Below are 20505 nucleotides of genomic sequence, written 5' to 3'. Positions count from 1 at the left end.
TTCACATCTCCTGTTCGAAATCGTCGCCAGCGTCGTGTTCTCGTTCGGCGTGTTCCGTGCCGATGCCTTCACGTTCCTCGCGGGTGATGAGGCTTTCTTGATTGTCGCGTTGGCTCTCGCGGGCGGCACGGGCGTCGGGAGTTTTGGTCGTGTGCGCAGCGGCTTTTTCATCGGGTTGGGTTTGGCCGCGCTCATCGAGCTCCTCGTCGCGCGAGCTGTCTTCTTCACCGGGTTTCTTGTTCATGTATTCGAAGCTGGCTTGGGGCTTCGCAGAAGGTGCGGACTCAGTGTCGCGAGGCTGAGTGTCAGGTTTTTGGGCGTTGCCCTTGTCATCCCAGGTTTGGGCCATTTTCGCAGCCTCAATTTCCGCTTCGGATAGCGGTGCCGCTTCGCTGTTTTCTTGCTGTCGTTCCTTGTCGGCCAGGTCAGCGATCGCAATGGGTGCGTTATCGCGTCCATCCGTTTCCCGCCCGCCTTCTTCAAGCTCATCGTCGTCAGGTTGGCTGGGTTTGTAGGTTGAGGCTCGCATGACAGTCACACGCTCAAATCCAGCGGCGATCTCGGGATAGCTTTTGTAGGTCAGTTGAATTTTTGCCGCCGGAAAGCCGTCTGGGAATTTGACGAAGCCATGGAGCGAAGGAAGCTCCTTGATGTCGTCTGGCATGACGAGGTGTTGGACCTCCTTGCGTGGCGTGATCGTGGAGGCGTCGCGTGTGTTGTTTGCGCCATAGCTGTAGGCTTCGTCCATCTGGCGCACTTCACGGCTTCCGATGAAGTCGGCGCAGCGCTTCGCGGTTTCGAGATCCGATGTCGTGAGGACCAGTTTGGTTCGCGCAAGCGACGCCAAATTAATCGCGCCTTTTTCACCGTAGGTTTCGGCGAGTTTGTCGAACGAGTGGATGCCGAGTACGAAAGCTCCGCCGAAGGCACGCGCGGTTTGGAGGCCATGGTCGATTGCTGGCAGTTTGTGGAGCGAGTGCACTTCGTCGAGCAGGAACCATGTCCGCAGATCTCGAGTGCGGGGCAGCCGGAACAGCGCGTTGACGGCAAGGTCCATCCACAAGGTCAACAGGGGGCGATTGAGAACCAAATCGTTGTGGTTTGACGTGATGAACAGGATCGAGCCTTCTTCTTCGTCCTGGATCATCCATTTGTTGATCGAGAAGGGTTCTTCGCCATGTACGGGATCAGGTAGGAAGCGCAGCGCATTGGCGTGGGTGTTGAAGGTAGCGCGAATGGATTCAGCCATCTTTGCTGCTTGCGTCGCGACGAGCGGGGCAGCGACCGTGTTCTCCAGTTCGCGGCTGATTTTTTTGAGGTCGGCTTGCATGAGGTGGTAGGCAAGGGCACCGTTCGAGGTGGCGCCCTTTGCGATCAGTTTCATGCACATTTCCACGAACAAGGTTCGGGCCGCTTTTTGCCAGAAGTCATCCTCGGCGTTGTGTCCGCTTGGGATGAGTGCGTTGGACGCTGAGAGGAACTCGGAATAGTTGTCGCAATCGCTGAAAATGGTCCAGGCTTGGCAACGCCGGTCCATCGTGTTCAGGAGGACGTCGGTCTCGGGGTTGTAGAAGTTCTCGACAAAGCTTCCGGTCAGGTCGAAGATCACGCAGCGGTGCCCGCGGGCGCGGGCCTGTGTCACGATTTTCTTGAGCTCTGTGGTCTTGCCTGCACCGGTCGTGCCGATGAACATGGCGTGGCTCTGCTCGAGACGCCACGGGTACGGAATACCTGCAAGACGATAGGGAGCGTGAAACCCTTCCGCTACGCGTTCGCGCATTGATTTGCGCAGGACGTCCGATGGGGAGACTGGCGGGTCCTTGGATGCACATTCCTTGCCGAACTCGGCCTGGTTATGAGCGATGATCTCGTTCTCCAGTTCGGTCTTGGTGATAAGCAGCGCGCCGCGTTCATGACGCTCCCGAAGGATGTCCTTTCCACGCTTGCGCGAATACTCGACGAACCAGATAGTCATGGGGATACAGATGAACACTGAGCCAAGCGCGGCGGCAAAAAGGATCCGCAAGGCGGCATTCCAGGCGGCAACGACAGCTGGATGGTAGGGGACCCAGAGGACTTTTCCGTGTTTCACCGATCCATCAGGTAGCGTGAGGTTGACCGCTTTGTCGGGATCGAGGCCGATCCAGCCCCAGAGATCGGCGTAGATTTTCATGCAAACGAGCTGGAATTGGTGTTCGTGGAAATGGAATGAGGCGATGGCAAACAGGAGCACCACCGAGAGGATGAGCCAGGTCATCAAGGGGACTTTGATGCCCGCCCAGGTCATCATCATTTCGTGCGAGAAGAGCTGGGAACCGCGCGTGAAGTTAGTCGAGTTCCGGATCACCTTTCCGCGGGCGGAATGATGTTCGAGCGTGGCCGCTTTTCGGCTGAAGCGAATGTCGCCGTCACGCATGGTACTTAGTCACGGACTGAGAGGATGCGTTCAAGAGTCTTTGTACAGACTCGGCTCCTTCATGCTCCTCGATTTGCCACAAGGTTTGGGTGACGAGGATCTCGATTGCCATTAGGATTCGGTCAACGTTGATCCCGCGCTGAGCGAGAGCAAATGGAAGGCCGATACGGATGGCATAGCGAAGGGCTTCCGAACGTGATGTTTCCATCTGTTCGGCAAGCTGGTCGATAAGCTTCAGTTCGCCAGGACTTAAACGGACTGAGCGAGCCTGCGTGCTCTGATTTTGTTCCAACTCAAGCTCTCCTGAGAGAACCTGATCTGGCTATCGCGAAGACGTTATACTCTACCTATTCCGCACATGTCTAGCATCTAGGCGAGCACTATAGTGCACGCCTAAGATATTGTTATATGACCTTTAATTGCATATAGTTGGCAGTGTGCACGATGGTGTACGCGTACACGATAGTCTACACGTTGATTTGGAAAGGAAAAACCATACGGCTTGCCGTGTAGGGTGTGCAAAAAATCAGGGACTGAGGGCCCTCGACTTGGCGAGGGAGGTAATGTCGGGTTCCCGAGATTTCCATGGGGCGTCCAGTGTGGGTCCGTGGCCGTAAGGCCGAGATATCTGACCCTGCGGCCTGGTCGTCAGACCAAGCCGACAGGGTCCATCTAAAGGGGGACTGTGGTCGAGGGGAGAGCATAGTCACTTGCTTTCGTCTTGGTGGATGGAATAGTTTCGCTCACAGAAGGTCCTAGGTGTTGCTTGAATGCGGCCACTGTCGAGCGTGCTTTCAGGGTTCTTCCAATTGCATATGGAGGAAGCTGTGAATCCCAAAATTGAACGTGAGCGGCAGGCTATTGAAGCCGAAGAAGCGGCTCTTGCAGAGCGTAAAAAGCGCCTCGCTGATAAGGAGCGCATGGAGCAGGATCGACAGATCCAAAAGCTCGTAAAAAAGCTTCCCTTCGAGGCTGCTCGGGGGATCCTTGAAGCCACTGTGCAGTTGGGTGCAGATAAGGCGCTAGCGCTTCTGCAGGGCTCGGTATCCGTGCCTACGCAGCGCAGCACGGCAAATGCTGCGGCCCCGACTTCCGAGGCCAGTTCTCTGGCGGCTTGAGGCTTGAGAGTTTGAAGCAAAAAAGGGGACCGTCCGGCGTGCCGGTCGGTCCCCTTTTCTGTGCTGTGGTGGCGGTAATCAAGACCACGTCATTGTTGGTGTCTGGTCGCCATATTCGAGGCCGGCAATGCGCGTGAGGTACGCGTAGTACGCTTCGAGGTTCTTTGTTTCGAAGCGATCGTAAACGACGGGGTATTCAAGAGCCCTGCGCAGCTGGTCCAAGGTGATTGTTTGGGTTCGCCGTTCGGTAATGCCAAGACATCGAATGATGCGCGAAGCTGCAATTTCGGTGACCGCCATATCCGGCGTCATGGCAATGTGATCGCTCACGGACAGAGTTGCCCCCGATCCGTCTTCAGCTTCGTCGATACGGATCATCCGAGCGAGGAACTGGGCTTCTTCGACGATACTAAGCAGATCGTCACGGCCGGGAAATCGTGTGTCGAACGCCGCTAAAGCAATGCCGTTGGCATTGATCTCGAAGCTCTTCGCAGAGTGTTCGTGTTGACCGTCGTCAGGATCCGCGATGACGCCATTGGCGTGTAGCAATCCTTTAAGGTGACCGAGATCGCGCATCGTGGCGTGAACTGGCTTTGATGACAGTGGGGTCGCCTTGTCGATGAGCCGGAAAAATACGAGCATCTTATCCTCCCTTTTGGTGGTGCTCATCGCTTCCCCCCTCCTCTTTTCTTCATGGTCCCGAAGGGTGTCCCGGAGGCGGGCCGAACGACGTGCCCCGGCGCGGCTGCGGCGGGGTCACTAGGATCGGCAATGCCGACGTTCCGGCGCACGCAAACCGAGGGCGCGCGGCCCCCGGCCGCCATGCCCGATGGGATTGCGGCGCTCGGCGCGAAACGCGGGCCACTGGCGCCCTGCCCTCGCCGCCAGGCGCAACCCGGAGGCGAGCCGAACGACGTGCCCCGGCGCGCCTGCGGCGGGGTCACAAGGCTCGGCAATGCCGGCGTTCCGGCACACTGCGTTTCCAGTTTGCGGAGGGTACAACCCGTCAGGGTTCGTCCCGATCGCGGCGAAGGGGTTCGATGCCCCGGAGCCGCGTCTTGCGCACGGAAAAAGAAATGGGAGGCCCCGGCCGTAGCCGGGACCTCCCATGTGGCGCTCAGGCCTGCTTGATGCGCTCGGGCGAGATTTGGTCGGCGATGCGGCGGATGTGCATCGGTACGCCAGCGGCACGAAGGCGCTGCGCGAGGTTGCTCTGGATGCCGGATCCTTCACAGACGATCGCTTCGACCGGACGAAGCTTTACGATCGTCTCGTTGCGCATGAACGGCGCGCGGTTGCCGTGCTGGCGATTGGGGAGGAAGTGAACGGCGTGGACCTTGCGTGATTGTGCCCAGCCTGTTGCGATGGCATCGACGCCCTTGCGCATTCCGGTCGTGGCAAGGACCATCTCGGGGATGCGCGCCTTGATGTCGTCGAGGATCTCCCACAGCATCGCGTGGTCGTGCCAGACCTGACCGCCCGATACGACAACGACGGGCCCGGTCGGAGCGAGCTGTTCGTCGCGTTGACGCCGGCGGGCTGCGAGGAAGTCACGAGCTTGGACCTGTGAGGCCGTGGCGGTGTTCTTCGAGACTTGCGAACCGCGTGCGGCGGTGAATGGGCGCCCGGTTTCGACCCGGTACATGTCCGATGCGTGGTCGCGCATGGCTTCCAGCGCTTCGCGGCATCCTTGCATGGTCTGGCAGAGGATCTGTGTCTCTTCGACTTCGACGGTGTGGATTTCGCTCGTGTCGTTGATGCGGACCAGTTCGCCCAGCTTCTTGGCGGCATCGTCCTCACGCCCCTCGGCGAGCCGTGCGGTCATGTGGAAGGAGTTGACGAAGCCCCATGCAAGACGCTGCGCGTGTTCTTCCATGATCGTGTCGCGGAAAACGTCGAAGAGCGTGCCTACGATTAGTTCGACGGCTGCGCGGGCCTGATCGGGATCCGGCATCTGGTTGGAGACCGGTTCGTCCATGTAGGTGAGCTTGGCCAGCTCGTTGTGCTCGATGAAGGCACCCGCGTAAGTCTCGGCGGCATGTTCATCGGTTGCAGCCTTGGCGATACGGTCGTTGACGAGGAGTTCAGCGAGGTCGGCGAAGTTGTTGAAAGTGGTCATGAAAGCCTCCGATTTTTGAAGCGTTCCCACCGTGGGAACCCCCAAAATTCATCGGCGCAGAGGGGAGAAGTCAGGGACGACGCGCCTGGGCGCGTCGCCGTGAAACGGGCGTGGGGGAGCCGATTTTCTCGGCGGCCAGCTTGCTGGTTGTCGTGAAAATTGGGGGCACCGCGATCCTTGACGGAGCCCCGAACGTCGATAGGTTTTGGCAGGTGTTCCTAGTGTGATAGGAAAGACGTCCCCGCCGCCGTCGCGGAACGCACGGCGAACAGCGGGGACACCTCCAGTTTCGAGCCCCCTCCCTGCCGCCAGCCACCCCCATGGGTGGCGGCTTTGCCGCAGGCAATTGGAGGGGGAGAGACGCAAAGCGAGTGCGCGCAAAAGCCGGCTGCCGGGCCGCTTTAGCGGACCGGTCAGACCGGCGCCGCGTGCGCGTCTTTGCAAGGCACTCGGCAACGCCGGTGCCGTGCGTCAGGGATCGTGACCCGGGGGGCCAAGACGGCCGCAGGCTGGCTTGGTGGAGATGGCCCGCCTGCAAGCCTGGCGGTACGCCAGGGTGAAGCCGGGACAGCGTAATAGAGCCCGTCCCCGCTCAGCGGGGGACGCCCGGAGCGATGCGTAACGCTGTAATTCAGGAAATCTTGTCGAGGATCTGGAAACCCTCGGGTTGAATATTCTCAGGGCATTTCGCGATGGCTTGCTCGAGAAATTCCAGCGGTGTTTTCAGTCGGTTCTGGATCCACCATTCCGCAGCGGATTCGTGGGAATGCACGTAGCTGACGATCCAATCCAGCTGGGTGATGTCCTCGCTTGAGAGCACGCCGGTAGTGCGCTGAAAGAAGTTGGACAGGTCGAGATCGAGGCTTTTTCGGATAGCTTTGGCCCATTGGATTTGCCGATCCGATCCGCGCAGGCGTCGCAATTGGTGTTTCGATCGACAGTGCGGGCAAAGGTTACCACTTTTGCGATCGGGAGCGTGGTACTCGGTGGCTAGGCTATCTTCGGATTGGAATTTGCGGCCGCGCGAATGGCCGCAAGCGTAGATCACTGCAGACATGGACGTCGTCCTGTGCCGTTGAATGAACATGCCGCTGAAGAGAGATAGTACCTTGCTCCATGGGCGCCGGGCAAGGTTTCGGGGAGGATGAGACTATCAGCGCGTCATGGATCGTGACCCGGAGGGCCAAGACGGCCGCAGGCTGGCTTGGTGGAGCTGGCCCGCCTGCAAGCCTGGCGGTACGCCAGGGTGAAGCCGGGCCGAGCTCCATAGAGCCCGGCCCCGCTGTGCGGGGGACGCCCGCACCCAGATCAAATGGAGACTGTCAGATCGTTTTTTTTCAAGACCCGGTAGTTTTCGAAGATGGCCTGTTCGACTTTGGCGATGCGCGCCTTGCTTGCTTCATCAGAGCGGCACGCCGCGGCAACCATTCGTGTGCCAAGCAGGCTGAGTTGGCCGAGCGGTATGAACTCGAGTTGTGAATCGATCGCGTCCATCATGTTGTTGAATGCGGTGAACCAGATCTTGCTGCGACGGTCCCGGTCGGTGTGGAAATATCCGTGAAAGAGGATCTTGACGAGTATCAGGTCGAGATCGTCGGTCGGTAGATGCTTACCTCTTGCAGCGAGTAACGGCATGAGTGTGGTTGTGAGCTTCGTGATTTGCTCAATGAGAACCTCGTCGTCGATTTCGACCGTGATCTTATCGTTAGCATCCATGATTGGTGCTCCTGTAGAAGCTGAAGGTGCGTGGACAGGCGAAAGGGCGGCGCCAGGCGCCGCCCTTGGGGTTCAGATGAACTCGACGTTGTCGGCCCGGATTTCGCAGCCGTAGCGCTTGATGTTGTCGCTGTCGGTCCACTGCGAGTAGTGGATGCTGCCGGTAACCGCGAGCTTGTCGCCCTTTTCCTTGTGGTCGCGGACGCCCTTGCCCATGCCGTTGAAGATGACGATCTTGTGGAACTCGCTGTCCATCAGGGTGTAGCCGGTCTGCGGGTCCTTTTCGGTCTTGCCGTCGCGGATCCGCGGGCGTTCGGTGACGAGGATCACTTCGGTGACGGTGGTGTTGCCGAAGCTGCGGGTGGTGGGGTCCTTGGCGATGCGGCCGACCAGGTTGACTACGTTCATTTTACAAGCCTCCATTTGAGCCGGCGGCCCGTCCGCCGGTGCCCCTGATGAGCCCCGGGGCGGAGCCCGGCCCACCGGAGTGAAACGGAGGGGAACCCCTAAGAACCGGGGTGGTGCGGGCAGCCCGCTTTAGCGGGCAACACGGCCCGGTTTGCCGGGGTTGGGCAGGGTTGCGAACAGGGGCAAGGGGCACTGGCGAGGCGGTCGGCGCCGCCGGCTCTTTGGTGGTGGCTGACTGCGAAGAACGTTAGGTGGTCGGGAGCAGGTAAGGAGCCCTATTCGCATTCTGGCTGGCACGGATACGAGGGCTTCGGGGTGCATTCCCGCTTGTTTGTGATGGCGAGGCTAAGGGACTTGAGCCGGTTCGTAGTGGGTGCGGTTCCAAGGCCGTATAGCTTGGTGTGGAGGACCATCCGGATCACATGGTAGGTGTTGCAATGGATACCGGCATACCAGCGCATAGTGGTGCTGCGTCTGTATCCGCGGGGTCTGCTATTGGCGGATTGTTGTGTCGATGCTCATGGGTCGACGTGGCGCTGCCCGATGAGATCAGCAACCAGTAATAGGCGTATCGGGTAGACCGATGATGAGGAAACTGGCCCCGACGTCCGGGAAAAGCTTGGCAAGATCGGAATTTTCGAGCGGTCGTTTGGCTTCAATGTGCACGACTTTCGAGCGATCGCATCCGTATTTGGTGATGCCAGCCAACAGTTTGTTACGCTGCGAACGGGAGATGGTTTCGTTTTGCCATGTCGGATTTGCGATAATGGCCGAATCGAGAGCTCCCGTGGCGAACAAGAGGGCGCAATAAGCCGCCAGCGTGGTCGAGCTGGCGGTGATCAATTTTGTAGCCGTCCCCCCCTTGGCATCACAGTTTCTGAATGACTTTTCATTCCCCAAACGAGAAGCATTAGGGTGAAGAATACGCAGTAAAGGCCCGGGAGCAGACACAGTGTGAATGCCGAAACAAGGTCGTGCTCCAGCGCGAAATTTGCGATGTGATCGGCATAAAACATTGCTCGGTCCTTTCATGACCTTTTTGTCCCAATGTGAATCTCTAGGTCAAGGGTTGGTCTGACCGATTGCCTCCCCCTCTTCTTTCGGTTTTTTGGTGACTTGCGTTTGCATAGCAAAAAAAGGCCCGCCAGCCCCGAAGGGCGGCGGGCCAAAGTTTGACCGGCGTGGAGGCTGCTACGCCGATCCGGGGATGGTTCAGACGGTTTCGGGCTGCTTCGCCTTGGCGCCGCGGCCCTTGGGCGCGCTCGCCGTGCTCTCGCCCAGGCCGTCGCCGGTGGTCTGCGGATCGTAGGAGCCGCCCATCTCGCCGCTGGCGGGCGGCAGATCGGGCAGTTCGTTGTCCGAGTTCTCGGTCGGGGCGGGCATCGTCGCGCGGCGCTGGGGCCGGCGCCAGGACACCGCGAAGCTGCCGTCCTCCTGCTTGAAGACGGCAATGTCGATCGGCGCGGGCATCGAAACGTCGTCGATGCGGCCCGAGTAGAAGACTTCGCCGGTCGAGTTCGAGGTGAATTCCCACAGGGCGCCGATTTCGACCCACGAGCGGCGATCGCTCGAAAGCGCCATGATATCGAACGCCGGCGCGCGCTCGTTGCTCGAGTGAACTTCGCGCAGCGCGATCTTCGCGCTGAAGGTCAGGGTCTTGATGTCGCCCGCGATCGGGCCGTTGTTGACGCGGGCGAGAGTGCCGATGTTGCGTGCCATGTCGTATTCTCCTGATGCGCCCGAACACCCTGTCCGAGCTCATCATTCTCCCTCCCCCTCCTCCTCCGGGCCCCTCGAGGGCCCGGCGGCGCGCGTCACGCGCGCCTGTCCGCCCCGCTGAAAGCGAGGGCGTGGCTGGCCTGTTTGCGAAAGGGTGGGACTGTGGACGTGCGGTGGCGTCGTGATGGGTTGTCGTGCCCGTTAGGGCACCATCAAAGGAAAAGGCCCGTTGCTTGCGTGGAGCAACGGGCCTTTATTGAGCGCGGCATTGAGTGAGCAGCCTTTGTGGGCGGGCATCATTTTCCTATGTTTCGGGCAAGGCGCTTTCGATCAGGTTAGCCATGCGTCGAAATTCGTTCGCCAGATTGACGGCGCTGGCAACGAGGCCGGGATCGCGCATGTTGTCTCGATCTTGCTCCATTGTGCCGCGCACGAGATCCTCGAGTCCGATGTACCATGCGGGCCATTCGCCTGAGGGATCATCGGGCAAGGGAATCTTGACGAACAGGCGGACTGCATCGTGCCAGTAGTCGAGTTCGAATTGCGGTGGATCCTCTGCGAAGGTCTGCTTTAGGGCCGCGCTGACAAGTCTTTCGATAAGCTTGGTGGTGGCCGTTTCGAGATTCAGGATGTCGAGGCCCATACTCGGGTTGTCGTCAAAGGCTTTCATATCGGGCATCATTCAACTCCGACGATATCTGAGGTCTGTGGCATCCAGTGGCCGCCTGCATATTCGCGATAGCCATGATGGGCGAGATAACGAGCAACTTCGCGTTCGCCTATGTTGTACGCTCGCTCGCGATCCTCTCGGCAATCTGTGATGAAGCGCGATCGTGCTGCGATTGCCAGGTCGATCTCCGTGAAATCTGGCGTCAGGCGGCCGCGTCGGTTGCCTTCGGCCGAGATCATGACGACATCTTCGCGCGTGTAGGCATGGCAGTTTGAGAGGTCGCCACATGCGCGGGCGTAGGCTGCTGTTGAGCTGAGTGCGGATCCGCGTCCAATGAATTTCGTAGCAGCGGCCGCCTTGCGGGCATCCTTGCCAAAATAGGCGGTTTTCCGGCGGGATTTGGTCAGATCGAGCATTTCGTCCTCCGTATGTTGAGAAACTCGCTGGATCTTTCCCCCTTTCCTTCCGGGCCTCTGGCCCGCCATCATGGTTTTTGGCCGTCACTCTGCGGCAGCTATTGTGTCGACATTCTTCGCGTCAGGAATGGTCACCCGAGGCATCGAGACGGGTGTAGGGCGGCTTGGTGCAGCTGGCCCGCCTTCAGCCGGGGGCAGCTTAATAGACCCCGGTTGAGCTTAGCGGGGGATGCTATGCGGTGGATCAGCGTAGCAGCGGCATTAGAGCTGGCGAGAGAGTCCAGAGCATACAGGCTAGACCGGTGGTCGCTGAGAGGGTGTGCGCTATTATGTTTGCGGTGTGCCATCGTTTGAGGGAATTCGGTCCGCCAAGGGCGGGCCAGACTTGCAGGGCAAGTCTTAAATATCCCAGACTTGGGAGGCAAAAAAAGTAGGCGCTCAAAGCGATGATTGCGAAGCGTATCCAGGCCAGTGCAGCAATGGTTGGAAAGGCTGAGACGACGAGGCTCGTGACCATCATGATGATGATGAATTTGAAAACTGCAGTTGCCACAAGCGGAATGGATCTGCGGCAATGCTCACAGTAGAGGCTCTGCAGCGCTTGAGCATTGGGTCGAGTTGACACGTTCTGTGATCCTAACCGTGTGTGAGCGGGTCGACGGGCACAGCGGAATAAATCGAGCAGCCGACGAAGCCGAGCCAGAGCGCAATCGTGCATGTGTCGGTCGCGATCGACTGTATGCGCGATGATCTTGTGGAAGGTTGGCACAAGGGCTCACGAAGCGTTGCCCAGTCTCTGCGCACTCGAGGCTTCACCCGGGATAAAATGATTAGCGCTCCGCTAACGAAGATCGCAATTGCGGCATGGTCAGCAATGGATGACGTCCAATTGCTGGCTGTACGGTGGACACAGAAAAGCAGAATGTTGGCGTCAAATGCGAAGAGGACATAAAATACAATCAGCAATTGCCGCATCTCGAGGCGCACGAGATACGAGGACTGGCAAGCATCGTCACTTGCGTGTCGCGGCATAGTGATTTTGCGCGGCGGCAATGCAGGCTCTCCAGTTGTCTATGTGTGTCTGGGTAACATTGTTTTACGGCTGTCCCAATGCTTTAGATTTCGGCTCATCGTGTTCTGCGCTCAGGACGTGAGAGTAGAGGTGAAAAAAAGACCCGCCGTTCGGTGGTCCGAACGGCGGGTCTTCCACCTGCGCGCCAGGGGGGATTGGCAGTTGCGCAGGTGTTGGGAGCGCTTGGTGTGTCGAGCCGAACCCGCGCTCATGGGGCTAGTCGCAGCTCTCAATCCTCGCTTATGCCCGAGGACATTGGCAAGCCAATCGAACCCCGATTAGCGACGGGCCGACACGCTTTCGCGGTGCGGTAAGCGTGCCGGCTCGCTAATGCGAGCCGGCAGGGTTGGGTTATGCCGTTTCGGGCTCCTTCGCCTTGGCGCCGCGGCCCTTGGGCGCGCTCGCCGTGCTCTCGCCCAGGCCGTCGCCGGTGGTCTGCGGATCGTAGGAGCCGCCCATCTCGCCGCTGGCTGGCGGCAGATCGGGCAGTTCGTTGTCCGAGTTCTCGGTCGGGGCGGGCATCGTCGCGCGGCGCTGCGGCCGGCGCCAGGATACCGCGAAGTGTCCGTTGACAGCCAAGTTGGCCTGACAAATCGGGAACATCTGGGGTTTTGTCAAAAGACTTTGACAGGGTTCTTGCCCGATGCGCCCGTTTTTTGACAACCGGTATGTCCGCGCTTGGGGGCGCGGCTTCAGCTTGTCCGACGGGGATGTCCTGCCAGAGGCAAAGAGTGGGGCGTATCGCGCAAGGTCATTGGGCAGGATTGACCCGGCCTTTGCCGAGTCTTTGGAACTCGTGCGACATGGCCATACCGATCTACTTCCGCAGGTCGGCTATGCCCAATTCTTCCCACATCCAGGCAAAGCTGTAGCCGGCCATCTGCTCGTTGCCGGATTTGGCGGTCCCGTTCTCCAGGTACTTCAGCCATTCCACCACCTGTGCGCGCCCGGCCTTGGTCCTGACAGCCTGCCGCGGCGTCTTGTCCCCCAGAGCGGGGACCGGCTCGTCGAGGACCTGTCGGTATTGTCGGTCCATCATGTCGCGAACGATGCGCTGCATCTCCGCGGCAGGGATCTCCGGCTGGGCGGTTTCGTCGCGCACCTGCCGTTGTTCAGCCATCATCTGGGCAACGGTTCGGATCTCGGTCAAAGGTGCCTGCACCAGATCGCCCAGCAAGGGGATGAAGAGGTCCCGGGCACGCTGCGCGCGTTCGGCGCTGTTGACCTCGATCGTCAGGAAACGTCCCGCCAGCTCGGCATTTCCAAGGATCGTCGAGCCATCGTCCATGGTCGATGCCAGCATTTGCGCGCCGGGCTGCTTGGGTCGCCGGGATTTGACGCGCTTGTCTTCCAGCCAATTCCAGAATTTGGCGGAAGCGGGCGACAAGGTGGGCAGGGTCTGGAATCGGGCTGCGATCTGCTTTTGTGTCACGCCTTTGGGCAACGGGAAAACCAGGCGATGGAAAAGAATGTCATCGCCGTCGCTGTTGACCAGATCGGGCATCGGGGGGCCCAGCACGCCGGCAGCGTCCAGCAGCCAGGTCGAGGTGATCACGGGCGCGCTGTGGTGCAGCAGTACCGCGCGGTCGGTTACGTCGAAATCAAAGTCCGGGTCGGGCTGGGCGCCGATCTTCGTAAAGCCATCGATCAACTGCTCGCTGCCATCCGGACTAAATGCCAGCAAGGCTCCAGAAATGACGGCGCCGCCTCGGCCGACGATCAGGCGCGTGGCAATCCGGTCCCAGTTGTGCAAGCTACTGCTCGCGCTGCGCTCCTCAACGGTGACAGGCTCGCCGTCCTGAAGCAGGTCGCGCAAACGCATCGACTTGCCTGGCACAATGTCGCTCACTTCGTAGAGTGACATCGGTGTCTGACGCAGGGCCTTGATATAGGCTTTGACGGAGGCCTTTTCGTTCCAGCCACGCCGCTTCAGGTAATCGTCGGCGAGATTTTCGCCATCGAACTCGCGCCCGATCAGGTCTTCGAACGCGCAGCCCCACAAGGGACCTTCCCAGTGCGGGCCAACAATGTCGAGCAGTTCGTCGAAATCGACGTCGAGCTCGTCGGCCGCCGGCCCGAAATGTTCTTCCAGACACTCCTCAAGCCGTGTCTTCCAGGGTTCGCGCCCAGCATATTTGATCAGGCCGGACAGGTCATGGATCGCGCGCAAGGGGAAAGCTCCTTGAGATGGTTCAATGGCACGAGCTTGCCGAGCCATTGGGTTCTATACGGTAAGTGAATTCGCAGCGACAGGTTACGCACGCTAGGCGAGCAAAATGCGGGCGGAGGAGTGATTGCTAGGTATTCTAGCAGGTCGCTCAAGGGGCGATTTGGCGCACTTGGCGGCGAGCCGTCCGCTTTCCCTTGCCGACCGGCTCGGTCAGTAGCCCGAATGGGTGGCTAGTTGCCGTTCACCCCGCGCGGGCCGAAGAAGATGATGGCCGTACCCACCAAACAAACGACAGCCCCGAGTAAGTCCCAGCGATCTGGCTTCGCCCCTTCCGCGAGCCACAGCCAAAGCACGGCCATAGCAACATAGACGCCACCATATGCCGCATACGAGCGGCCAGCCTGATCAGCAGATGGCAAAGTCAACAAATAGGCAAATAGGCAAAGAGACGCGACGCCCGGGATAATCCAAAGAGGTGACTTTCCCAGGCGTAGCCACGCCCAAAACGCGAAGCAGCCAGCAATTTCAGCCAAGGCAGCACCGATAAAAGCGAAGGCGGTCATGCCCCTCCTATCGCAACACCAACTTATGTTCGCAACGGGGCATGTTCTGAAATTCCGTCATGCGCCCATTCAAGTCGTTCAAGTGGAAAAATGACAGGCCCATTAGCGGTTAGTCCGCTTATCACCGGGCTCAGACAAAACTGCCGGTCACGTGGCAGGATGCGACAGACCGCGCCTTTCGCCGGGCGGAGTAAGAACGCCTGCAGCAACGCCCCAGCTAACCTCGCCAGCCTGACCGCCGTCCAACCGCCTTGCAGGTTTTCAGTGCCATCCGCGTGGGAGGATGATAGTCACCCCGCATGAGTTCAAAAGTGACGGAAATCCCAGGCAATTCAACGGCCGAGGTCTGGTCTGAAGCTGATCGTGTGGCTTCACTAGGGAGCTATGGAATTCTCGATACCCCGCAGGAAGCCGACTTCGACGATATCGTCAGGCTAGCGGCGGAGACCTTCACAGCGCCGATCTCCGTCGTCAATTTGGTGGCGAGTGATCGCCAGTGGTTCAAGGCAGAAGTTGGCATAGGCGTACGCGAGCTGCCTCTCGATGTATCGATCTGCGCTCACGCCATCTTGCAAAATGATTTTCTTGTCGTGTCTGACACCCGTGAGGATGCTCGTTTCGCCTGCAATCCGTTGGTAACGGCGGAGGGTGGCCTGCGCTTTTATGCGGGCGCAATCCTGCGGGACAAGGCCGGGTTGCCGATCGGCACGATCTGCGTGCTGGACCGTGCGCCGCGCCCTGACGGTATCACTTCCTATCAACGCCACGTGCTTGAGGTGCTGGCGCGGCAGGTCATGGCCCAGCTGGAACTTCGTAAGGCCCTTCAGGCCCAAGCCTCACGCGCTGAGGAATTGCGGGTAGAGGTGGAACCGCGTGCGAGAGTTGAAAAGGCGCTGAGAGCCATTCGGGAACGTTACCGCCTGGTGAGCCGGGCGACAAATGATGCCATCTGGGATTGGGATTTTACCACCGATCACGTCACATGGAACCAGGCTTTGGAAGCGGCGCATGGCCATAGGCTCGCCGATATAGAGCTGACGGGAGAGTGGTGGATCGCACATATCCATCCTGACGACCGCGATCGTGTCCATCACAGCATTCATGGCGCCATCGATGGTGATGCGGAAAGCTGGTCGGATGAGTATCGTTTCTGCCGCTTCGATGGCAGCTACGCAGCTATTCTCGACCGTGGACACATTATCCGCGACCAGGAAGGCAAAGCTGTCCGGATGATCGGCGCCATGCTCGATCTGACAGAACAGCAGCGCACCCGCGCCGAGCTGATGTTAAACGAGGAGCGGCTGCGGCTCGCCACGCAGGCCGCTGAGGTAGGTTTCTGGGACGTGGATGTCGTGCATGACATTCTCATCTGGCCGCCAATCGTCAAAGTCATGTTCGGCATTTCGCCCGACGTGCCGGTCTCCATGGCAGACTATTATAGCGGCCTTCATCCCGATGATCGGGAAGCCACTTTCGAAGCTTACGCCGCAGCTGCCGATCCTGCCAGACGTGCTATCTATGATGTTGAATATCGCACTATCGGGAAGGAAGACCAGATAGAGCGCTGGGTAGCCGCGAAAGGGCGCGGCGTTTTCGACGAAAGCGGCCAATGTCTGCGCGTCATCGGCACCGCCATCGATGTTACGGAGCGCAAGCGCGCGGAGGTGCGGGTTCTGGAGCTGAACGAACATCTGGAACGACGCGTGGCTCAGGCGATTTCCGAGCGGGAACAGGTCGAGGAAGCGCTGCGGCAATCTCAAAAGATGGAGGCGGTCGGCCAACTGACCGGCGGGATCGCGCACGACTTCAATAACATGCTGGCCGTCATCGTTGGGTCACTGGATCTCCTGAATCGCCGTCTTGGTGATGAGGATGCGCGCGCAAAGCGCTACGTCGACGCAGCACTGGAAGGCGCAGGACGTGCCGCCACCCTGACCCAGCGGCTCTTGGCTTTCTCACGCCAGCAGCCTCTCAATCCGGAGGTTTTGGACGCGAACAAGCTTGTACCTGGTATGTCCGAACTGCTCATCCATTCTCTGGGAACTGACGTGCGGTTGGAGACGGTGCGCGCCGCAGGGCTGTGGCGCACACACGCCGATCGCAACCAACTGGAAAATGTCGTTCTCAATCTCGCCGTGGACGCGCGAGATGCGATGCCGGAGGGTGGACGACTGACGATCGAAACCCAAAACGTCCACTTCGACGACCGCTATGCTGCCGCGCATCTTGGCGTTCCGCCAGGGCATTATGTCCTTATTGCCATTTCCGATACCGGCTGCGGGATGCCGCCTGAGATCATTGCCAAAGCCTTCGACCCGTTCTTCACGACCAAACAGGTTGGTAAGGGCACAGGGCTCGGACTCAGTCAAGTTTATGGGTTCGTTAAGCAGTCGGGTGGCCACGTCAAAATCTATTCGGAGTTGGGACAAGGAACGACCGTCAAGATCTATCTCCCCCGCTTTATCGGCGACGAGATCGAGGCCGAACAGCTTTCAAACGGCGACTTGCCATTGGGTGAGGAACAGGAGATCATCCTGGTAGTCGAGGACGAACCGGCGGTGCGCCAATTCAGCGTCGATGCGTTGACCGATCTTGGCTATCAGGTGCTCGAAGCGGACGGCGCTGTGGCAGCACTACAGCTAATCGACGCCCATCCGGAAATCGCGCTGCTCTTTACAGACATTGTGATGCCGGACATCAACGGCCGTAAATTGGCGGACGAAGCCCAACGCCGGCGACCCGAACTCAAGGTTCTTTACACGTCTGGCTACACGCGCAACGCGGTCGTGCATAATGGCGTTATCGACCCGGGTCTGGAACTGATCGGCAAGCCTTTTACCATCGAACAACTCGCCCCGAAGGTGAGGAACGTTCTGGAATCCTGATTGCGGTGACATCTGCGCGGGTGCCGCCGCCCAGACCCGGTATTCGTAAGTGGGAGCGGCCCGCTGTAACGGCGGGCTAGCGCAATAAGATGCCTCGCTCGGCGAGGTCGTTGCGGATCGTAACGGCGGCGACCCCGGCTTCGCCCATCGCATGGCTGATCTGATCGAGACCTCTGGCAACATCTCCCGCCGCGTAAAGGCCGGGAAGGGAAGTGCGCTGATGGTCGTCCACGATGAGACACCCATCGTCAGTGCCTTCCGCGCCAATCGCCGTCGCCAGTTCGGACCGGATAACAGAACCGAGCGCCGGGTAGACGCTATCGAATTTGAGCTCGCCGCGCGGCGTCGGCACGACAATCTGCGCATCTTCCAACCGCAGTGGCGCGCAGGGGCCATCGATTAGGACGGCACCAGCCACAGCGAGCCGACGCTTTTCGTCATCTGAAAGGTCGTGCTCTCCATCGGTAGCGATGAGTGTCACATCGCGCGTATACATCCGCAGGAAGATTGCTTCCTTGAAGCCGTGGGAGCGGGTACCCAAAACACCGATTCGCTTGTCAGTGACCTCGTACCCGTCACATATGGGGCAGTACCGAAGTAGTCCGCGGCGCAACGCCGCATCGTGGATGTCCGGTGCGATCTGAGGCCGATTGTTGATTACGCCGGTGCAGAGCAGGACAGTGCGCGCAGACCATTCACGGCCCTGTGCACGAGCAACAAAACCCTCTTCGGTCCTCTCCAGTCCCTCAATCAAACCTTCCGTCACGACTGCCCCAAAGTCGGCAGCCTGCGCCCGCATCAACCCGAGAAGTTCGGTGCCAGCTATCCCACCCGGGAAACCGGCATGATTATGCGTGCGTGGGATCAGCGCCGCCCTGCTATGCCCCGCATCGACAACCGCGATCGAGAAGTGAAATCGTGCAAGATAGATGGCGGCCGTCAGACCTGCGGGCCCTGCGCCGATGACAAGGCAGTCGAGCGGCTGTTTCATTGGATGGGCAAACGACGATGCGGCATGCCGGTTCCATGCTCGTCAAGACAACCTCGCTGGAACTCACGGCTTTGGCACGGGTTGCAAATTCAGACAGCTGCGAAAGAGGAAATGCATCATGGCAGATGATAAATCACAGCGCGGCGGCGCTGATCGCCGCACGGTCGCTGGCGGCGAGGGCTATGAGGTCGACTATTTTGCTCGAAAGCACGGTCTTACTGTCGAGCAGGCGCAGGATCTCATCGACCGATTTGGCAATGATCGCGCGGCGCTGGACGCTCAGGCACAAAAGCTCACCAAGGAGTGAGCGAAATGGGGTCGTCCAGCGCCGACCCCGAATTCATGGCAGGTTTCTATGGATTCTCAGGACAAGCAGCCCGCAGCCACTTCGCCGAGATCTGGTGATGGCCCGGCCTTGCTGATCCTGGATATGGTCAACTGCTTTGATTTTGAGGGGGCCGAGGCTCTGGAGCCCCGGGCTCTCGAAGCGGCACGGCGAATAGATCGCCTACGCCAGGAGTTTCGCGCGCACGGTTGGCCAGTCGTGTACGTGAACGATAATTTTGGCGAATGGCATTCAGAAGCTTCCAAGCTCGTAAGGCGCGCGCTCGAAAAGGATAATCCGGTCACAGAGATGGTGAGGCCGGAGCACGACGACTTCTTCGTCATCAAGCCGCAATTTTCCGGTTTCTACGCCACGAACCTGCCGGTGCTGCTACCGCAGCTGGGCGTCAGCAAACTGGTGCTGAGCGGAATCGCTACCGATATCTGCGTGCTGTTCACCGCAGCGGATGCCCATATGCGCGAATACGACCTATGGGTGCCTGAAGATGCCGTGGCTGCCGAGGGCGATGAACGAGGCCGATGGGCCCTGGAGATCATGGCACAGAGCATGGGAGCCGAGACGGCGGCCACGTCGCAGAAATCCCTCGGGGAATGGCTAGCTGCTTGCACGCAATAGCTGAAATGCTTTCGAACCCAAATGTTTCCCGCGCGTTTCCATCCAAAGCAAATCGGCGAGAGGCATCGGCATGCGACTGCTTAAAAATAATGGGCTTACGATTGCCCTTCTGGCACTTTTTGTCGTTTGCATTGCCGGGCAATATATCTCGGGATGGTATGTCGAATTGGAAGATGCCCGGCGCCATGCCGAGCCCGGTCTGACGCTCCTGGCCTATGCCGTAAGCCCGCAATTCCTATCCTCGGTGTTCGAGAATTGGGAAAGCGAGTTCCTGCAAATGGCGGCTTACGTCGTGCTTACCGCTTTCCTGATCCAGCGCGGATCGGCAGAATCGAAGGACCCGGATGCGCCTCCCCGCGACAATGATCTGGACCAGAAAGCCCAAGAACACGGCTCACCATCGATCTTGCGCAAAGGTCCGCTTTGGCGCGAGATATACGCTCGCTCTCTTGGCCTGGCATTGATCCTGCTGTTTGTCGCGTCGTTCACGATGCATTGGATCAACAGCGCGCATGCTTCGGCGCAAGAAGCCCTAGAACATGGGGAAACACCCAAGACCGTGCTTGCCTATCTTGGCGATCCGCAGCTGTGGTTTGAATCGTTCCAGAACTGGCAGAGCGAATTCCTTTCGACGGCCGTACTGGTAGTCCTTTCCATATTCCTGCGCCAGCGCGAGTCTCCCGAATCAAAGCCGGTAGCAGCGCCCAACTCGCAGACTGGAGATTGAAAGAACTGAAATGACGTCGGGGGCAACCGATGACAGCAGATACGAAGAGAACGGAGCCCCATGATGGATAGAATTTTCACCGGCATTGCAACAAAGTGTGCGCAGTTGATGGGTCAGCCTTTGGCCTTCATCATTTCCGCTTTGTTCATTGTCGTGTGGGCAGTGAGCGGCCCTTCATGCACTACTCCGATACCTGGCAGCTGATCGTCAACACCGCGACCACGGTCCTGACATTCCTTGCGGTCTTCCTGATTCAGAACAGCCAGAATCGTGACGGCGCGGCCATGCAGGCAAAGCTCGACGAGATTATCAGGGCGCTGGACAAGGCACGCGTGGAGTTCGTCGGCATCGAGCATCTGACGGATGCCCAAATCGCGCGTATTCGCGAAGCGCTCGAAGCCGACATCAAGGATGAAGACAACAAGCAGAAGACTGCAGCGCCCAGCGTGGAACGGCTGCTCGCTCGATATTGATGTGAGTTTCCCGGGCAACGACGCTTCCGATACGTGCAGGAAGGGAACGCGGCGCCATTTTCGGGATTTGAGAAGGTTCTC

General features: G+C 59.3%; 20 protein-coding genes and 1 pseudogene. 6 read left to right on the top strand and 15 right to left on the bottom strand.

Translation table 11 applies throughout. The features are described from left to right. Nucleotide 1: 1 nt before the first annotated feature. Both HT136_RS22285 and HT136_RS22280 read right to left on the bottom strand, forming a co-directional pair. Nucleotides 2-2416, bottom strand: a complete 2415-nt coding sequence (locus HT136_RS22285; protein ID WP_214202060.1) for a type IV secretion system DNA-binding domain-containing protein — start codon at nt 2414-2416, stop codon at nt 2-4. Beyond that, nucleotides 2409-2708 (bottom strand): ribbon-helix-helix domain-containing protein, encoded by a 300-nt coding sequence (locus HT136_RS22280; protein ID WP_214202059.1) that lies wholly within the window; start codon nt 2706-2708, stop codon nt 2409-2411. The genes HT136_RS22285 and HT136_RS22280 overlap by 8 nt, the downstream gene beginning before the upstream one ends. A 478-nt stretch (nt 2709-3186) precedes the next feature. On the opposite strand from HT136_RS22280, the gene HT136_RS22275 reads away from it, so the two are divergent. Further along, nucleotides 3187-3534, top strand: a complete 348-nt coding sequence (locus HT136_RS22275) for a DUF1207 domain-containing protein (RefSeq protein ID WP_214202058.1) — start codon at nt 3187-3189, stop codon at nt 3532-3534. A 78-nt stretch (nt 3535-3612) separates the two neighbouring features. On the opposite strand, the gene HT136_RS22270 is transcribed toward HT136_RS22275, so the two are convergent. The 12 genes from HT136_RS22270 to HT136_RS22215 form a co-directional block, all read right to left on the bottom strand. Further along, nucleotides 3613-4203, bottom strand: a complete 591-nt coding sequence (locus tag HT136_RS22270; protein ID WP_214202057.1) for a hypothetical protein — start codon at nt 4201-4203, stop codon at nt 3613-3615. 448 nt (nt 4204-4651) lie between these two features. Beyond that, entirely contained in the window at nt 4652-5653 is a 1002-nt protein-coding gene (locus HT136_RS22265; protein WP_214202056.1) for a DUF2493 domain-containing protein, read from the bottom strand. Between the two features lie 631 nt (nt 5654-6284). Beyond that, complete coding sequence (locus tag HT136_RS22260; protein ID WP_214202055.1) at nt 6285-6710, bottom strand: hypothetical protein; 426 nt, start codon at nt 6708-6710, stop codon at nt 6285-6287. 251 nt (nt 6711-6961) lie between these two features. Continuing rightward, nucleotides 6962-7369: a hypothetical protein gene (locus HT136_RS22255; protein ID WP_214202054.1), complete on the bottom strand. Its 408-nt coding sequence runs from the start codon at nt 7367-7369 to the stop codon at nt 6962-6964. A gap of 72 nt (nt 7370-7441) precedes the next feature. Next, on the bottom strand, nt 7442-7777 hold the full coding sequence (locus HT136_RS22250) for a single-stranded DNA-binding protein (protein ID WP_214202053.1): 336 nt from the start codon (nt 7775-7777) through the stop codon (nt 7442-7444). Between the two features lie 549 nt (nt 7778-8326). Then, on the bottom strand, nt 8327-8620 hold the full coding sequence (locus HT136_RS22245; protein WP_214202052.1) for a hypothetical protein: 294 nt from the start codon (nt 8618-8620) through the stop codon (nt 8327-8329). A 369-nt stretch (nt 8621-8989) separates the two neighbouring features. After that, nucleotides 8990-9496 (bottom strand): DUF736 domain-containing protein, encoded by a 507-nt coding sequence (locus tag HT136_RS22240; RefSeq protein ID WP_214202051.1) that lies wholly within the window; start codon nt 9494-9496, stop codon nt 8990-8992. Nucleotides 9497-9800: 304 nt separating this feature from the next. Further along, nucleotides 9801-10166, bottom strand: a complete 366-nt coding sequence (locus tag HT136_RS22235) for a hypothetical protein (RefSeq protein ID WP_214202050.1) — start codon at nt 10164-10166, stop codon at nt 9801-9803. An 8-nt stretch (nt 10167-10174) separates the two neighbouring features. Beyond that, on the bottom strand, nt 10175-10582 hold the full coding sequence (locus HT136_RS22230; protein WP_214202049.1) for a hypothetical protein: 408 nt from the start codon (nt 10580-10582) through the stop codon (nt 10175-10177). Nucleotides 10583-12005: 1423 nt separating this feature from the next. Next, entirely contained in the window at nt 12006-12233 is a 228-nt protein-coding gene (locus tag HT136_RS22225) for a hypothetical protein (RefSeq protein ID WP_214202048.1), read from the bottom strand. Nucleotides 12234-12471: 238 nt separating this feature from the next. After that, on the bottom strand, nt 12472-13824 hold the full coding sequence (locus HT136_RS22220; protein WP_246544134.1) for a DUF7986 domain-containing protein: 1353 nt from the start codon (nt 13822-13824) through the stop codon (nt 12472-12474). 230 nt (nt 13825-14054) lie between these two features. Further along, entirely contained in the window at nt 14055-14387 is a 333-nt protein-coding gene (locus tag HT136_RS22215; protein WP_214202046.1) for a YnfA family protein, read from the bottom strand. Nucleotides 14388-14686: 299 nt separating this feature from the next. Between HT136_RS22215 and HT136_RS22210 the strand changes: the two genes are divergently transcribed. Further along, nucleotides 14687-17272 carry a PAS domain-containing protein gene (locus HT136_RS22210; protein ID WP_214202045.1) on the top strand — a complete coding sequence of 862 codons (2586 nt, stop codon included), beginning with the start codon at nt 14687-14689 and terminating at the stop codon, nt 17270-17272. Between the two features lie 76 nt (nt 17273-17348). Here HT136_RS22210 and HT136_RS22205 read toward each other — a convergent pair whose 3' ends face one another. Further along, a complete protein-coding gene (locus tag HT136_RS22205; protein ID WP_103095138.1) occupies nt 17349-18263 on the bottom strand; it encodes an NAD(P)/FAD-dependent oxidoreductase in 915 nt (304 codons plus the stop codon). Nucleotides 18264-18381: 118 nt separating this feature from the next. On the opposite strand from HT136_RS22205, the gene HT136_RS22200 reads away from it, so the two are divergent. The 4 genes and pseudogenes from HT136_RS22200 to HT136_RS22185 all read left to right on the top strand — a co-directional run bounded on the left by HT136_RS22200 (nt 18382) and on the right by HT136_RS22185 (nt 20424). Beyond that, nucleotides 18382-18570 carry a DUF3606 domain-containing protein gene (locus HT136_RS22200; RefSeq protein ID WP_103095139.1) on the top strand — a complete coding sequence of 63 codons (189 nt, stop codon included), beginning with the start codon at nt 18382-18384 and terminating at the stop codon, nt 18568-18570. Between the two features lie 48 nt (nt 18571-18618). Beyond that, entirely contained in the window at nt 18619-19224 is a 606-nt protein-coding gene (locus HT136_RS22195) for a cysteine hydrolase family protein (protein WP_214202044.1), read from the top strand. A 70-nt stretch (nt 19225-19294) separates the two neighbouring features. Next, nucleotides 19295-19951: a DUF6766 family protein gene (locus tag HT136_RS22190; protein ID WP_214202043.1), complete on the top strand. Its 657-nt coding sequence runs from the start codon at nt 19295-19297 to the stop codon at nt 19949-19951. A gap of 63 nt (nt 19952-20014) precedes the next feature. Next, a pseudogene (locus HT136_RS22185) lies at nt 20015-20424 on the top strand (low affinity iron permease family protein). The last annotated feature ends 81 nt before the right edge of the window (nt 20425-20505 follow it).

It is taken from the genome of Novosphingobium profundi (assembly GCF_018491765.1).
Lineage (GTDB): Bacteria > Pseudomonadota > Alphaproteobacteria > Sphingomonadales > Sphingomonadaceae > Novosphingobium > Novosphingobium profundi.
This window is presented reverse-complemented; position numbering and strand designations above follow the sequence as displayed.